Source organism: Flavobacterium hydrophilum (assembly GCF_003202405.1).
Taxonomy (GTDB): domain Bacteria; phylum Bacteroidota; class Bacteroidia; order Flavobacteriales; family Flavobacteriaceae; genus Flavobacterium; species Flavobacterium hydrophilum.
The window spans coordinates 399,854-415,021 of sequence record NZ_QJHL01000001.1 but is presented as its reverse complement, the minus strand read 5'-3'; the positions used below and the strand labels follow the sequence as shown (position 1 = coordinate 415,021).

Sequence of the window (15,168 nt, the reverse complement as noted above, 5' to 3'; positions counted from 1 at the left end):
AAAGATCAATCTTTTGGGCAATTACCAATTAAATAATGATCTTTATTATAAAGACGATTTAAAAATGAGGAGGGAGTAGTCGAAAGTTAAAAAAATGTAAAAAAAATAATCCGAAGGGCTGTTTTGAAAGAAAAGCTTTAAAATTTAACAGGCTCTAAGCTTTGAAAAATAAAAGAATTGTCATGAACATATTCATGTAAGGAGAAATTCTGTTGCGTACAAATTTTAAGGCCTGTGCCATATGCTTTTTTACTGTTTCGGTAGAAATCCCTAAATCTTCACCAATTTTTTGATGACTTAAACCTTCCATTTTGGCCATTTTATAGATTTTTTGCTGCTGAGGAGGCAGCTGGTCTATAATTTGATTTAAAATAACATTATACTGGTCGTCTTTTACAACTGTATCTGTATCTTCTAAAGTTGTATTTTTATAATTAAGTTCAACTGGCAGGGAGGCTTCCCTTGCTACTTTTTTAATCATATCAAAAATATGATTGCGGGAAATAATAAAAAGATAATTTTCGAAATTCGCTATATCAACTAAATTTTCATGGTTTTGCCAAATTTTCAAAAACACATCCTGAACCACTTCTTCTGCCAGGATAGTGGATTTAGTTATTTTTAAAGCGATTGAATAAACACCATTTTTATATTGATTATATAAAATAGTAAATGCCGGTTCGCTTCCCTGAGATAACTCATGAAGAAGTTTCTTTTGATCCAAACCGGAATTTGATGACATGAAATTTATAATTTGTTTTGAATTGGCAATATTATTAATTTTTTAAATAATTGTATCTTTTGAGTAAAAAAAAAGTAAAAAAATATCATTTTGATATTTTTTTACAGGAATATTTCCTTCATCTCTATTAAAACTGCAAGTGAATTATTGATACAAAAAATGTACTATTATAAATATTAAATTTACTTATAATAACTCCATCCCTGAACTAAACAGATTGTTGAGCGCTAAGAATTAGCAAAATTCACGCATCTACTATCCTGAAAAACAATCCCGGCCAATTGCCAGATATAAGCTATATTTATAATTACGCCTGACGGGATACAAAAGAGTGAGTCATTAAAATCGTCTTTGACAGCAACTTGTATACGTAAATTAGATTTATTGAAAATCTTATGAATTTATTCGCATACACTTCACTGATAATGAAAGAAAAAAGAATAGTTGATTTATAAAAAAAAGGGATGATTTGGCAATCATCCCTTCTGGTGGAGTCGCCGGGAATCGAACCCGGGTCCAAACAAGCAACTAAAGAGCTTTCTACACGTTTATTTCCTGATTAGATTTTCGATGTTAAGCAAGGCCAGAAACAGCCACTCAACACTTATCTTCTTAATTTTCAAAATCCACCCGAAGCTCATGGAAATCTAGGTTTATTTTTACGGTTCCCCTAAACAGAACGCCACAAACCAAGGCTTTCAAGGAGAATCCAGCTTCCCTACCTTGTAGGGACGTGGCTAATCGTACTATAATTCGGATTATGCAGCTAAAGCGTAGTTATTTTCGCCGTGTAAAAGTGTGAGATCTTATATTTACGAGCAAGGTCTCAATGCTCGACGTGCTTACTTTTCAATTCGACTTGCTGTCAAAACCAGTCGACCCCAAAAATGAGTTTGCAAATTTATACTATTTGAAATTACTTTCTACTAAAATTTTCAGAAAAATTCTGTTATTCGGTAGTGTCGCAAGTCAAAAGTCATAAAATTTTAAAGTCCAATACTTAACTGGTAAAAGCTTTATGACTTTACAACTTTTGACTTTCGAATATTCTATTATTCTTCGTCTTTAAACTGAAAAGGGTAATCTCCAAAAACCGGAGCCAGTTTGCGAACTGCGTATGTATTTCTTGTCATTTTGTTTGATAAGGCAATAATGGTAACCTGCTCTTTTTGAAGGGTAATATAAGATGATGTATTTCCGTGCCACCAACCGTTATGAAAGTAAAAATTCTGACCAGTTTCCCAATTGATCATTCTGATTCCCAGTCCATAATTTTTGGTGCCTTTACGTTCATTGCTCTGGCCGGTGTAAACCTCTTTTAATAAAGCCGGTTTTAAAAAGTCGGGTGCATTTCTGGCTCTGTCAAATTTTAAAAGATCACGTACCGTCGAAAAGATATTTTTATCGCCATAAACGTTATCCAAATAATCAAAACCAATTTCTACACCATTCCCTTTATAAGACGGAACAATATTTTTTCTCTCTTTATCATCATCAAAAACATACGTATGCGTCATTCCAAGAGGCTTGAAAATCATTTGAGACATGGCTTCTTTGTATGTTAGACTAGTTATTTTTTCAATGATAAGTGCCAGCATGGCGTAATTGGTATTGCAGTAAGCAAAACGGGTACCTACTCTGGACTCCAAACCTACATTTTTAGTAGCCAGAATATCTAAAATATCTTTGTTGGTGAGCTGGTTGTGCCTGTCCCAAACTGATTTATCCCTGTCTGTAAAATAAGCATAATTTCGCATTCCGCTGCGATGACACAATAACATTCGAACCGTACATTCTTCGTATGGAAAGGTTTTTAAAATCGTATTTACTTTCTGATCCAGGCCAAGTTTACCTAAATTAATTAGTTTTAAAACAGCAGTTGCGGTGAGTACTTTGCTTACAGAGGCAATTTGCACAGGGGTATCAGCGGTAATTTTGGTGTCTTTATTTTTATTGGCAAAACCATTATATCTTTCAAAAATAATCTGACCGTTTTTTGCTACCAAAAAACTTCCGTTCATACTATTGTTTGGCCAGTTTTTGTTGTAAAAATGATTTATTCTCCCTTTTACAGAATTAGCATAGGATGCAGTTATTTTTTTTTCAGGTCCCATTGGAACCATTTTACCTAATGTATCTTTTTCTTTTACAGCCTCATCCTGACTGCTATTTTTATCTTTTCCACAAGAACTTAAAACTAAAATTGAGAAAAGTATTTGTGGTATATTTGTTTTTTTAAGGAAACTCATTTTCATTATTCTTTAAAAACAAATATATAGAATTCAATATTTATGATTAAAGATTTTAGCCGAAGAAAATTCTTAAGATTAACATCTAATTAACATTTTTTTTCGTCAGCTTATTGTACATCAGACCTTAAGGATTCATAATCATTAAAAATAATAAAACAGCAACAAAAATTTAACTATATTTGTTATATTTAAAACAAAATAACACTTAAAAGTTATAATACTAAAAACCAAAATCCCATTACATGAAATTCGGAATTATCAAAGAAAGAAAAAATCCGCCTGATAGACGTGTTGTATTTGCACCTGACGCATTAGCAAAACTAAAACAACTGTATCCAGAAGCTTCAGTATTTGTAGAAAGTTCAGATATTAGAATTTTTTCGGACCAGCAATACAAAAGTATGGGCATAACCGTTGCTGATGATGTTTCGGACTGTGACATTTTATTTGGCGTAAAAGAAGTTCCGGTTGAGAATTTAATTCCAAATAAATCCTATTTCTTTTTTTCACATACCATAAAAAAACAGCCTTACAACAAAAAACTTTTACAGGCTGTATTAGAGAAAAACATCACTCTATACGATCATGAAACCATCGTAGATGAGCATAACCGAAGATTAATCGGGTTTGGAAAATATGCAGGAATGGTGGGCGTTTATAACGGAATCCGTGCGTTCGGAATAAAATTTGAATTATTCAAACTTCCAAAAGCAGAAACCCTTTCAGGAAAAGATGCCTTGATTATGCATCTGAAAAGAATAACACTACCTCCTTTGAAATTTGTCATTACCGGAACCGGAAAAGTTGGAAGCGGTGCTCAGGAAATTTTAAAAGCGATCAAAGTAAAAGAAATCACAGCAGAAAATTATTTGACCAAGAATTATACTCAGTCTGTTTATGTGCAATTGGATGCTTTAGAATACAATAAAAGAACTGACGGACAGACTCTTGATTTTGTGGATTTCACACAACATCCGGAAGCTTATACTTCTAATTTTGAAAAATTCACCAAAGTCAGTGACATTTATATCGCAGGACATTTTTATGCTAACGGCGCACCTATAATCCTAACTCAGGAAATGTTGAACGCCAAAGATTGTAAAATAAGAGTTGTTGCAGATGTTTCGTGCGATGTAAACGGGCCTATTGCCAGTACACTTCGTTCTTCTACTATTGCAGAACCTTTGTATGGTTATCTTCCTTCAGAAAATAAAGAAGTTGATGTTTTTCATCCTGCAGCAATCGTAGTTATGGCTGTTGATAATTTGCCTTGTGAAATACCCAAAGATGCCAGTGAAGGCTTTGGAGAACAATTTATAGAGCATGTAATTCCTGCCTTCTTCAACAAAGATAAAGACGGAATTCTGGAGAGAGCTAAAATCACTGAAAATGGTAAACTGACAGAGCGATTTAGTTATTTACAAGACTATGTTAATAATGTTTAATTGTGAATTGTAAATTGTGAAATGCCTAATATAAACGGTTTGCTTAAAAGATGATCTAAAAAAAAGAGCTTTCTAAAATTTAGAAAGCTCTTTTTTTATTTGCATCAATGAGAATTCACAATTAATAATTCACCATTAACAATTAAATCATACCATATCTTCCGGTTTTACCCAGTCATCAAAATCTTCCGGAGTTACATAACCTAAACGAACGGCTTCGTCCTTTAAAGTTGTACCGTTTTTGTGAGCAGTTTGAGCGATTTCGGCTGCTTTGTAATAACCGATTTTTGTGTTTAAAGCTGTTACCAGCATCAATGAATTATCAACCAGTTCTTTGATGCGTTTGTAATTTGGTTCGATTCCCTGAGCGCAATGTTCATCAAATGACACACAGGCATCTCCCAATAATCTTGCTGATTGTAAAAAGTTAGCTGCCATAACAGGCTTAAAGACATTCAATTCATAATGTCCCTGCATTCCTCCTACTGAAATTGCCACATCATTCCCCATCACCTGAGCACAAACCATGGTTAAAGCTTCGCATTGCGTTGGATTTACTTTTCCGGGCATGATTGAAGAACCCGGTTCATTTTCAGGAATATGAATCTCGCCAATTCCGGAACGTGGTCCTGAAGCTAACATTCTAATATCATTTGCTATTTTATTTAATGAAACTGCTAATTGTTTTAATGCTCCGTGAGATTCAACAATTGCATCGTGTGCTGCAAGTGCTTCAAATTTGTTTTCGGCAGTTACGAAAGGATGATTGGTGAATTTGGAAATATATTCTGCAACTTTTACATCATAGCCTTTTGGAGTATTTAGTCCTGTTCCGACTGCTGTTCCACCTAAAGCGATTTCAGATAAATGTGAAAGCGTGTTTTTAAGTGCTTTTAAACCGTATGCCAACTGAGCAGCGTAACCTGAAATTTCCTGACCTAATGTCAATGGTGTTGCATCCATCAAATGTGTACGGCCAATTTTTACGACGTCATTAAATTCGGCTGCTTTTGCAGATAAAGTTGCATGCAGTTTTTCGATTCCCGGAATTGTGGTTTCTACAACCATTTTGTAAGCCGCAATGTGCATTCCGGTTGGAAAAGTATCGTTTGACGATTGTGATTTGTTGACATCGTCATTCGCTTTGATAAATTGCTCGCCTTCGCCAATTTCAAATCCTTTGAGAACCTGTGCGCGATTGGCAATAACTTCATTTACATTCATGTTGCTTTGTGTACCTGAACCGGTCTGCCAAATAACTAATGGAAATTGATCGTCTAGTTTTCCTTCCAGGATTTCGTCGCAGACTGCCGCAATCGCATCGCGTTTTTCGATTGGCAAGACACCTAAATCATAATTAGCATACGCAGCAGCTTTTTTAAGATACGCAAAACCTTTGATAATTTCTTTTGGCATGGTTGCCGATGGTCCGATTTTAAAATTATTTCTGGAACGTTCTGTCTGTGCGCCCCAATATTTATCGGCTGGGACTTGTACTTCTCCCATGGTGTCTTTTTCTATTCTGTATTTCATTGTGTTATTTGTAAATTGTTATTTGTAAAATGTATTTTGTAAAATGTGAAATGCCTGATTTTCTAATCTAAAAATTAGGTTCTTCTGAAAACGGATGGTATAGCCCCGATAGTAGTGGAAATCCTTTTGTTTTTTTCTTTAAAAAACAAAAGATCACTTCACTTAGCATCCATTTTCATTGGAGTTCAATGAACTTCGTTTGCAACGGATAGCGGGAAACAGCTCCTTAAAACACTCATTCTCTTTTATTTGAATTTCATTTATTCCAAAAAGATTATTGACAGCAAAAAAAACCTTATTTAAAATGAGTATAAATATAAAGATAATTGCTCTTTTATAAAAATTGATTTGGTTTTTATTGGCAACGAAAAATATAAAACCTACATTTGTGCTTACATTCAAAAATTCCGGAAAACATGTTTGAATTTTCACAGTACTTAGGTTTTTTACTTTTCTTGACCATACTAACTATAGGGTTTTGGTTGATGTTTTTCTTAGTTGGTTTCGTATCTTACTGGGTTACGGGAGCTAGTTGGGAAATGTTCAAAGAGAAAAGAGCAAAGAAAAGACAAGAAGAACAGTCAGTTAAACTTTAATTGATTTCATAAAAAAAGGACCCGTTTATTCGAGTCCTTTTTTTTATAACTAAAAAATAATTCTGATAATAAAAAATTCCAAATTCCATTTTTTTAGGTTGGAATTTGGAATTTATTTTTTGAAGTTTTAAGCTATATTATCCGGGAAATTCTCCACCTCCGTCTCCTCCACCTTCATTTCTAGGTGCTCCATTCTTTTCTCTTTCGTTTTTAGGCTTGTTGAAACGATACGTAAATGATAAGTTGAACTGACGTTTACGGAACTGGAATTCACTATAAGATGTCTGAGTTAATATACTATTATCATAAAGATCCGTATAAGACCTCATCTTCCTTGAGTTGAAAATATCACTGATATTGAATGCAATAGTCCCTTTATCTTTTAAAACATCTTTACTGAAAGCGGTATTTAAACCAAACTGTCCCAGATTTTTACCTTGTGCTGTTTTTTGCTCTCCATTGTAGTTACCACTTAACTGCCAGTCAATTTTGTATGGAAGGGTAACTTTTGAACTAATTCTGGCAAACCAGGTAGTAGCCTCATTATCCAGATTCTGTACAATTAGTTGATTATTATTATCTTCATAGCTATTTTCTCCGGTTGTTTTTACATTGTAAAAATTGAAATTACTGTTTAATCTCCACCATTTGAATGGGGTGTAATTAAATGTAAATTCGAAACCAATTTTTTGTTCTTTTCCTAAGTTAATTGGACTGCTTTTAATAACCGGAATACCATCAACTGTCTCACCAGGTGCAGGAGTTACAACTTCTCCGTCAGGAGTTACAACATCACCCGTTGGCATTCTTACAAAACTGAAAACGTTCTTTGTATCTTCAAAATAAGCTGATGTACTAAAAGTCACTTTTTCCCAACGTTTAAGATATCCAACATCATATTTATCAGTCAATGAAGGATCTAAATCAGGATTTCCCTGAAAAATATTAACGTTACTGGCATAGTTTACTGCAGGGTTCATAAAACGCCCTCTTGGTCTTGACAAACGCTTACTGTAACTTGCGTTAAAATTACTCTGATCTGAAATTTCATAGCTTATAAAAGCACTTGGAAATAAGTTGTTGTATTTTTTGGTATTGAAATTATTATTATCCAGTAAATTAACCTCAATATTAGTATCTTCCCAACGCAAACCAAATAAATAAGAAAATTTATTTACTTTAAAACCGTATGACGTGTACAATGCATTTATGTACTCTTTGTACTCTAAAGTATTAGATAAATTTTCATCTTCTTCTCCAGCATTATCCGTAACATAGTATATGTTATTCAAATCACCAAAACTTCCTTTATATCCAGCTTCAAACTGACTTCCTTCACCTATCGGCAGCACATAATCAGCCTGTAATTGAAATTGCTTTTGAACCTGATTATTTAAAGTCGTATTAAAATTTGGCGATGCATTAATCACACTGTTACTGTCGTCTGTGTTTCTTGAAATCGATAAATCGGCAGTCAGTTTATGCCCTTTATCATTAAAATTTTTAATTAAGTTTGATGTATATTCTACATTTTCGCCTCCTGAATCCCCATTGTTTAATCGAGATGAATTACCTGTTGAAACGCGATTAGCATCATAATTATAGTAATTAATCAAATCTCTGTCTTCACCGGTATTTTTTTGGTAATTGATGGCATTCGTCCAGAAAGTAGTTGGTGTAATAGACCATTCTATACCTGCTCTTCCGTTAAATCCGTCTCTGGTTCTTTTAGTATCACGGGTTTCATCTAAATAACGTTTTGTTGAACCATCCGCATTGAAATATTCCGAATTGGTTAAGCCTTCTCCTTCATTTGTTCTGTAATTATAGCCAGCGGTCGTAAAATAATTTAATTTTTCTGTTTTATAATTCAGATTCGCACTTAAACCATACGTTTCAGGAATTCCTCCTGAAGCAATAAAAGTTCCGTTAAATCCCTGATTTTTTCCTTTTTTAAGAATTATATTAATTAATCCCGAACCTCCTTCTGCATCATAACGAGCAGATGGATTAGTAATTACTTCTACTTTATCAATTGCATCTGCCGGAAGCTGACGTAATGCTTCAGCCATATTGATTGCGTTTGATGGTCTTCCGTCAATTAAAATTCGGATATTATCACTTCCTCTTAAACTTACATTTCCTTCTGTATCGACTGAAACTGAAGGAACATTATCAAGCACATCACTCACTGTTCCGCCTTTTACCATCATATCCTGGCCCACATTGTACACTTTTTTGTCCAGCTTTATTTCTACTGTCGATTTTTCTGCACGAACCACAACCTCGTTTAGCTGCGCTGCATCTTCAGAAAGCGGTACAACTCCTAAATTTGTATCGGAAGAAATATTTTTTCCTTTGATTTCAGTGGCTTTAAATGAAATAAATTCTATTTTGATATCATAAGTTCCCGGAGGAACTGCTAAATCAAATTCACCTTTTGGATTTGTAATTCCTCCAGCAATTACTTTTGTATCATTGGATGCTGTTATTGATATAGTAGCGTATTCTAATGGCTGTTTAGATACTTTCTCTAAAACTTTTCCTGTAACTTTTACTTTGTTTTGACCCGAAGGTGGTTGTTGTGCATAATTCCATAATCCTGAAAACAGGAATAAGATTAGTATGGCAAATTTGATTTTTTTCATTAGTTTTCTGGTATTTCTTTTTCTTTTAGACCGCAAATATAACTTTTGGTTTAAAAGATGAAATCACAAAAAAATGTTAATCCTCTACTTTATAATCATTTCAAAAAAGCAGCAAGTTTGTCCGGGTCACGTCCAATAATAGCCTTACCATCTTTTATTACAATTGGTCTTTCAATCAAAATAGGATTATCAGTCATTGCCTGAATGATTTGAGAATCGGTTAATGTTTTTCCTTTAAATTCATCAATCCAGATTTTCTCTTTACTTCTGACTAATTCAATTGGTTTGAGGTTTAATTTTTCAATTAAACTTTTCAGCTCCTCAAAAGTTGGCGTTTCAGTAAGATAAGGGATTATTTCATAACTTAGATTTGCCTCATCCATAAAAGCCAGACAATTTCTTGATTTTCCACAACGTGGATTATGGTAAACTTGTATCATTTTATTTTTTTTAAGATGTTGTAAAATAATTACTTTAAAAAAAGGTATTTTAGCTATCCCCAAAAATAAGATTTACTTATTAATTAGAACTTCATTTTAAATTTTAAATAACATGTTTTTAGAACAAGGAATTAAGCCTGAAAATAATTTTGGGAAATATATTTTAGGCTCCGTCATAATAATCATTGCTTCGTTTGTTGGCCAGATTCCTTTTACTCTTGCGATGGTTTACAAAAGTTTTACAGATAAAACTGCGATTCCGTCAGATAATGATTCGGCAATGAAAATGTTTGAATCAAATCTTACTTTGCTTTTGGTTATGATATCATTTGTTTTTGCTCTGGCGGGTGTTTTTTATGTGGTTAAACACCTTCATAATCAAAGTTTCTTATCCATTACTACCTCGCGAAGGAAAGTAGATATCAAGCGTATCTTATTTTCATTTTTATTATGGTCGTTATTTTCCATAGCAAGCTTTTTGTTTCTTTATTTACAATCACCGGAACAATTTATTTTGAATTTTAAACCTGTCCCTTTCCTTATTCTGGTAGTTATAGGAACCGTGTTTATTCCGATACAAACCAGTACAGAAGAGTATGTTTTCAGGGGTTATCTTATGCAGGGATTTGCTAATTTAGCACTAAACAGATGGTTTCCATTAGTAATGACTTCTCTTATATTTGGTTCTATGCATTGGTTTAATCCGGAAGTGACTAAAATAGGCCCTATTATCATGGTTTATTATATTGGCACAGGTTTATTTTTAGGAATTCTCACATTAATGGACGAAGGAATGGAATTGGCACTTGGTTTTCACGCCGCAAACAACCTGATTGGTGCTTTATTGGTAACCTCGGATTGGTCCGTTTTTCAAACTCATTCTATATTTATAGATTTATCTGAGCCCTCTGCAGGTTTCGATGTTATTTTGCCGGTAGTGATTATCTACCCTATTTTGCTTTTTATTTTTAGCAAAAAATACAACTGGAAAAACTGGAAAGAAAAGTTAACAGGCGATATAACTGTTACAGAAATAATAAAATATTAAGTCATGATTCAACTAACTCATAAAAACGTTCATAATTATTTTAAAATAAATGGTCATCACCTTAATGCTGATGAACTCAGTAGTGTAGCCTATAGTTTTATCAAAGAAGGTGATCCTAACGAACAGGCTATTGGAGAATTTCTATTAGACTGGTTTGATAAAAAAGAGTACATCGAAATGAAAACATCAGGAACTACTGGTCTACCCAAACTAGTCCGCCTGCAGAAACAAGCTATGATACAATCGGCATTAGCAACCGGGGATTTTTTCGATTTAAAACCAGGAGATAAAGCCTTACTTTGTCTACCCGTAAAATTTATAGCAGGAAAAATGATGCTGGTCAGAAGTTTAATTTTGGGGCTGGATTTAGATATTACAGAGCCAAGTACAGCCCCTTTAGCATTAAATAAGACCATTTATGATTTTGCGGCAATGGTCCCTTTACAAGTGCAGAATTCGATTAAAGCTTTAAAAAATGTCAAAAAACTTATAGTTGGCGGAGCAAAAATGGATACTGAATTAGAAGAAAAACTTTTGGCTTTAAAAACTGAAGTTTATGAAACTTATGGCATGACCGAAACCATTACTCATATTGCAGCCAGAAAAGTCGGTGAAAAAGTTTTTACAGTTTTACCAAATATAAAAATTACTAAGGATAATCGGGGATGTTTAGTAATTACCGTTCCTGCAATTTCTGAAGAACCAATTGTTACAAATGATCTAATTGAGTCAATAAAAGAAAATCAATTCACTTTTTTAGGAAGAATTGACAATGTAATTAATAGTGGCGGTCTAAAATTAATTCCGGAACAAATTGAAGCAAAACTAATCGGAAAAATCAATTCCAGATTTTTTGTAACCGGAATTCCTGATTCTCTTTTAGGCGAAAAATTAATTTTGGTAATTGAGGGAGAGAAACAAAATTTTCCAGTTGATTTTTTTGACATCTTAGATAAATATGAAAAACCAAAAAAAATCGTTTTTGTGCCCAAATTTAAAGAAAATGAAAACGGAAAACTGCTACGTAAACCAAGCTTACAAACTTAAAATCCAATAAAAAAATCCAAATCCCAATGTAGTGATTGGAATTTGGATTTTTAAATATTGGGATTTTTATTATATTTTACGTTCTAGGAGTGCCATATAAAATCCGTCAAAACCAGATTCTGAAGCCAGTATTTTACGATCTTTTATAAATGTAAATTGTTTACCAATTTCAGTTTTAAGGAATTTCTCTACCTGCTCCTGATTTTCTGATGGTAAAACAGAACACGTTGCATATACCAATTTTCCGCCCGGTTTTACAATTTTAGAATAACTTTCTAAAACTTCCGACTGAACTTTACGGATATTATCAATAAATTCAGGTTGTAATTTCCATTTAGAGTCAGGGTTTCTTTTTAAAACTCCTAAACCGCTGCAAGGCGCATCTATTAAAACACGATCTGCTTTTTCATGCAGCTTTTTGATCACTTTGGTTGTATCAATAATACGATATTCAATATTAAAAGCACCATTTCTTTTGGCTCTTAATTTCAATTGCTTGAGTTTACTTTCGTATAAATCCATTGCAATCAATTGCCCCTTATTCTCCATTAAAGAAGCAATATGCAATGTTTTTCCGCCAGCTCCTGCACAGGTGTCAACAACACGCATACCTGGCTTTACATCAAGAAAACCGGCAACCAATTGCGAGTTTGCATCCTGAACTTCAAAAAGTCCCTGTTTAAAAGCATCTGTCAAAAAGACATTGGCTCTTTCTTTCAAAACCAAAGCCTCTGGCTGATCTTTTAAATATTCTGTTTCAATATTTAAATCCATCAACGTATTTCGAAGACTTTCTTTGGTACCTTTTAAAGTATTTGTTCTAAGAATAACTTTTGCAGGCTGGTTTTGCGCCGTAATCTCTTTTGCCCAAACCTTTTCTCCCAATTCTTTTACTCCTAATTCGTCCATCCAGTCCGGGATAGATTCTTTTAAAGCTCTAACTTTTGAAAGCTCATCAAAACGGCCTTTTATCTTTCTTTCAGGAGTGCCTTCTAATTGTCTCCAATCCGGAATTGGATAGCCTCTTAAAACTGCCCAAACCGCAAACATTCTCCATAAGTTATCCCTGTCATAAGGCTCTTTAACTTCTGCAATTTCAGCATATAATCTTTTCCAACGAACAATTTCGTATATGGTTTCAGCAACAAACTTCCTGTCAGAACTTCCCCAACGTTTGTCTTTTTTTAAGGCTCTTGCTACCACTTTGTCTGCATATTCTCCTTCATTGAAAATAGCATTCAAAGAATCGATGGTAGTATAAACTAAATTTCTGTGTAATCTCATTTTAATTATTTGAGTTGCAAAGGTACTATTAATTGATTGAAAGTTAAATTTTTAATTTTGATTGTTATTTTGACTTTCATTAAAAAGAAAAAAAACACTCTAATAAAGCATAAAAGAGTGTTTTTGAATGTATTTTGAAAAATGATTTACTTTATAATCCTTGTTAATCCAATATTCTCAGGAGCATGAAGCACCATTGGAAATTTCTCTATTTTAACTGAACTGCTGTCTAATCCAAAAGCACTTTCTTCAGACAAACTTAATTTTTTGATTAAGAAATAAGAGTTCATGATTATTTTTTCATGCCACAATAAGTCGGAATCATTAGACAGGAATTTTTCAGACAAGACAAATTTGAAATCCCCAACAATATTGTTTTTATTTAATGATTCGTAACGGCTGGTAATATCAACTTCTCCATTTTTCACCATGTCGCGAATAACTTCCCTAAACATTAGATTGATTTTGGTTGGCTCTCTGAATCCTAAATTAAAATCAATTCTATAAATGTCATCTTTAGCAATTTCTGTTACTTTATATTGCGTTTTATAAGGTTCAGTTAAAATATTTACATGTACAAACCAGTAGATATCAGCTCGTTTAGGACGCTTTTGTAAAATAGAATACATTACTTTTTGCTCTAATTCATCAACACGATTTGCATTTGTCATGTAAACCAAATGAGTTGCATATTTTGGAATGGATAAATCTTCGCTCAACTCCATCAGAACTTTCTTGTAATCGTCAATTTTGACAATTTTAGTATAGCTTTTGTTAATTTTCTTAGCCACATACCATACTGTCATTACTGAAATTAACATAATTGCTATGATTAAGGTTACGTAACCACCATCTGCAAATTTGGTAATATTGGCAATTAAAAAACAACCTTCAATAACTAAATAAATAGTGATCAGGGGAACCATAAAATACAGCTTAACCCTTTTCATGATTAAGTAATAATTTAATAAAATTGTGGTCATAATCATACAAAGTACAATTGCCAAACCATAAGCGTGCTCCATATTACTCGACTTTTCAAAGTGCAAAACGATTCCGACGCAACCAAAAAACAATAACCAGTTGATCGACGGAATATATAATTGACCTTTTACTTCGGTAGGATATTTGATTCTTACTTTTGGCCAGAAATTTAATCGCATCGCTTCATTTATCAAAGTAAAAGAACCACTAATTAATGCCTGAGAAGCAATTACAGCCGCTAAAGTCGCAATTACAATTCCTGCCGGTTGAAACCAATCCGGCATGATTAAATAAAAGGGATTACCATTTTCACCACCTAATTCCTGTAATGTCGAACCTTCATGATGAATTAAGTAAGCAGCCTGGCCAAAATAATTTAGTACTAAAGTCAGTTTTACAAAGACCCAGCTGATTCTAATATTTTTTCTTCCGCAGTGCCCCATATCAGAGTACAATGCTTCTGCTCCTGTGGTACATAAAAATACAAATCCAAGAACAAAAAATCCTTCAGGATGTATTTGCAATAAATGATATGCATAATATGGATTTATCGCTTTTATAACTTCTGGATGCTGCATAATCTGAATAACACCTAAAGTACCCAGCATTGCGAACCATATAAGCATCATTGGTGCAAAAAATTTACCAACGAGTTTAGTCCCAAATTGTTGAATTGTAAATAAAATAAAAAGAATTCCAATAACAATTGGGATTGTATTTATTTCAGGATAATATGTTTTTATACCTTCTACTGCAGAAGAAACGGAAATTGGCGGTGTTATAATTCCGTCAGCTAACAAGGCGCTACCGCCAATAATAGCAGGCACGATAAGCCATGATATTTTTGTTTTCTTGACTAAAGCATACAAAGCAAAAATCCCACCTTCACCGTGATTGTCAGCACTTAAGGTTATAAGCACATATTTAATTGTAGTTTGGAGCGTTAACGTCCAGAAAACGCAGGAAATACCTCCTAAAACAATATCAGCATTAATACTGTGCTCACCAAGTATGGCCTTCATTACATATAATGGAGAAGTACCAATATCTCCATAAATAATTCCTAATGTGATCAATAAACCCCCAATAGACAACTTACTGTGTAAGTTTTTATGCGATGCGCTCATGTATGTTTTTATAAAAGACGGT

Annotated in this window: 11 protein-coding genes and 1 other RNA gene; 4 read left to right on the top strand and 8 right to left on the bottom strand. The window is 33.4% G+C overall.

Features of this window, described 5'->3' with window-relative positions; translation table 11 throughout:
* Positions 1-154: 154 nt before the first annotated feature.
* From DMB68_RS01880 to DMB68_RS01870, 3 genes are all read right to left on the bottom strand, one after another.
* Entirely contained in the window at positions 155-742 is a 588-nt protein-coding gene (locus DMB68_RS01880) for an RNA polymerase sigma factor (protein ID WP_110344980.1), read from the bottom strand.
* 486 nt (positions 743-1,228) lie between these two features.
* Positions 1,229-1,625: a transfer-messenger RNA gene (gene ssrA, locus DMB68_RS01875) on the bottom strand.
* A gap of 169 nt (positions 1,626-1,794) precedes the next feature.
* Positions 1,795-2,997 carry a serine hydrolase domain-containing protein gene (locus tag DMB68_RS01870; RefSeq protein ID WP_110344979.1) on the bottom strand — a complete coding sequence of 401 codons (1,203 nt, stop codon included), beginning with the start codon at positions 2,995-2,997 and terminating at the stop codon, positions 1,795-1,797.
* Between the two features lie 239 nt (positions 2,998-3,236).
* On the opposite strand from DMB68_RS01870, the gene DMB68_RS01865 reads away from it, so the two are divergent.
* Positions 3,237-4,439: an NAD(P)-dependent oxidoreductase gene (locus tag DMB68_RS01865; RefSeq protein ID WP_110344978.1), complete on the top strand. Its 1,203-nt coding sequence runs from the start codon at positions 3,237-3,239 to the stop codon at positions 4,437-4,439.
* A 147-nt stretch (positions 4,440-4,586) separates the two neighbouring features.
* On the opposite strand, the gene fumC is transcribed toward DMB68_RS01865, so the two are convergent.
* Complete coding sequence (gene fumC / locus DMB68_RS01860; protein WP_110344977.1) at positions 4,587-5,972, bottom strand: class II fumarate hydratase; 1,386 nt, start codon at positions 5,970-5,972, stop codon at positions 4,587-4,589.
* Between the two features lie 416 nt (positions 5,973-6,388).
* Here fumC and DMB68_RS23585 point away from each other — a divergent pair, with 416 nt between their 5' ends.
* A complete protein-coding gene (locus DMB68_RS23585) occupies positions 6,389-6,568 on the top strand; it encodes a hypothetical protein (protein WP_078226371.1) in 180 nt (59 codons plus the stop codon).
* Positions 6,569-6,705: 137 nt separating this feature from the next.
* Here DMB68_RS23585 and DMB68_RS01850 read toward each other — a convergent pair whose 3' ends face one another.
* Positions 6,706-9,216 carry an outer membrane beta-barrel family protein gene (locus DMB68_RS01850; protein ID WP_110344976.1) on the bottom strand — a complete coding sequence of 837 codons (2,511 nt, stop codon included), beginning with the start codon at positions 9,214-9,216 and terminating at the stop codon, positions 6,706-6,708.
* A gap of 95 nt (positions 9,217-9,311) precedes the next feature.
* A complete protein-coding gene (locus DMB68_RS01845; RefSeq protein ID WP_110346313.1) occupies positions 9,312-9,656 on the bottom strand; it encodes an arsenate reductase family protein in 345 nt (114 codons plus the stop codon).
* A gap of 112 nt (positions 9,657-9,768) precedes the next feature.
* Here DMB68_RS01845 and DMB68_RS01840 point away from each other — a divergent pair, with 112 nt between their 5' ends.
* Positions 9,769-10,704, top strand: coding sequence for a CPBP family intramembrane glutamic endopeptidase (locus DMB68_RS01840; protein ID WP_110344975.1), 936 nt, complete (start codon positions 9,769-9,771; stop codon positions 10,702-10,704).
* 3 nt (positions 10,705-10,707) lie between these two features.
* Complete coding sequence (locus DMB68_RS01835; protein WP_110344974.1) at positions 10,708-11,751, top strand: AMP-binding protein; 1,044 nt, start codon at positions 10,708-10,710, stop codon at positions 11,749-11,751.
* Positions 11,752-11,820: 69 nt separating this feature from the next.
* Here the strand turns inward: DMB68_RS01835 and DMB68_RS01830 are convergent, their stop codons facing one another.
* Both DMB68_RS01830 and DMB68_RS01825 read right to left on the bottom strand, forming a co-directional pair.
* On the bottom strand, positions 11,821-13,035 hold the full coding sequence (locus DMB68_RS01830) for an RsmB/NOP family class I SAM-dependent RNA methyltransferase (RefSeq protein ID WP_110344973.1): 1,215 nt from the start codon (positions 13,033-13,035) through the stop codon (positions 11,821-11,823).
* A 146-nt stretch (positions 13,036-13,181) separates the two neighbouring features.
* On the bottom strand, positions 13,182-15,146 hold the full coding sequence (locus DMB68_RS01825) for a KUP/HAK/KT family potassium transporter (RefSeq protein ID WP_110344972.1): 1,965 nt from the start codon (positions 15,144-15,146) through the stop codon (positions 13,182-13,184).
* Positions 15,147-15,168: the final 22 nt, after the last annotated feature.

Excerpts from the sequence above, each read along its gene's own strand:
- DMB68_RS01880 (WP_110344980.1), bottom strand. The coding sequence starts at position 742 with ATGTCATCAAATTCCGGTTTGGATCAAAAGAAACTTCTTCATGAGTTA.
- DMB68_RS01870 (WP_110344979.1), bottom strand. The coding sequence starts at position 2,997 with ATGAAAATGAGTTTCCTTAAAAAAACAAATATACCACAAATACTTTTC.
- DMB68_RS01865 (WP_110344978.1), top strand. The coding sequence starts at position 3,237 with ATGAAATTCGGAATTATCAAAGAAAGAAAAAATCCGCCTGATAGACGT.
- fumC (WP_110344977.1), bottom strand. The coding sequence starts at position 5,972 with ATGAAATACAGAATAGAAAAAGACACCATGGGAGAAGTACAAGTCCCA.
- DMB68_RS23585 (WP_078226371.1), top strand. The coding sequence starts at position 6,389 with ATGTTTGAATTTTCACAGTACTTAGGTTTTTTACTTTTCTTGACCATA.
- DMB68_RS01850 (WP_110344976.1), bottom strand. The coding sequence starts at position 9,216 with ATGAAAAAAATCAAATTTGCCATACTAATCTTATTCCTGTTTTCAGGA.
- DMB68_RS01845 (WP_110346313.1), bottom strand. The coding sequence starts at position 9,656 with ATGATACAAGTTTACCATAATCCACGTTGTGGAAAATCAAGAAATTGT.
- DMB68_RS01840 (WP_110344975.1), top strand. The coding sequence starts at position 9,769 with ATGTTTTTAGAACAAGGAATTAAGCCTGAAAATAATTTTGGGAAATAT.
- DMB68_RS01835 (WP_110344974.1), top strand. The coding sequence starts at position 10,708 with ATGATTCAACTAACTCATAAAAACGTTCATAATTATTTTAAAATAAAT.
- DMB68_RS01830 (WP_110344973.1), bottom strand. The coding sequence starts at position 13,035 with ATGAGATTACACAGAAATTTAGTTTATACTACCATCGATTCTTTGAAT.
- DMB68_RS01825 (WP_110344972.1), bottom strand. The coding sequence starts at position 15,146 with ATGAGCGCATCGCATAAAAACTTACACAGTAAGTTGTCTATTGGGGGT.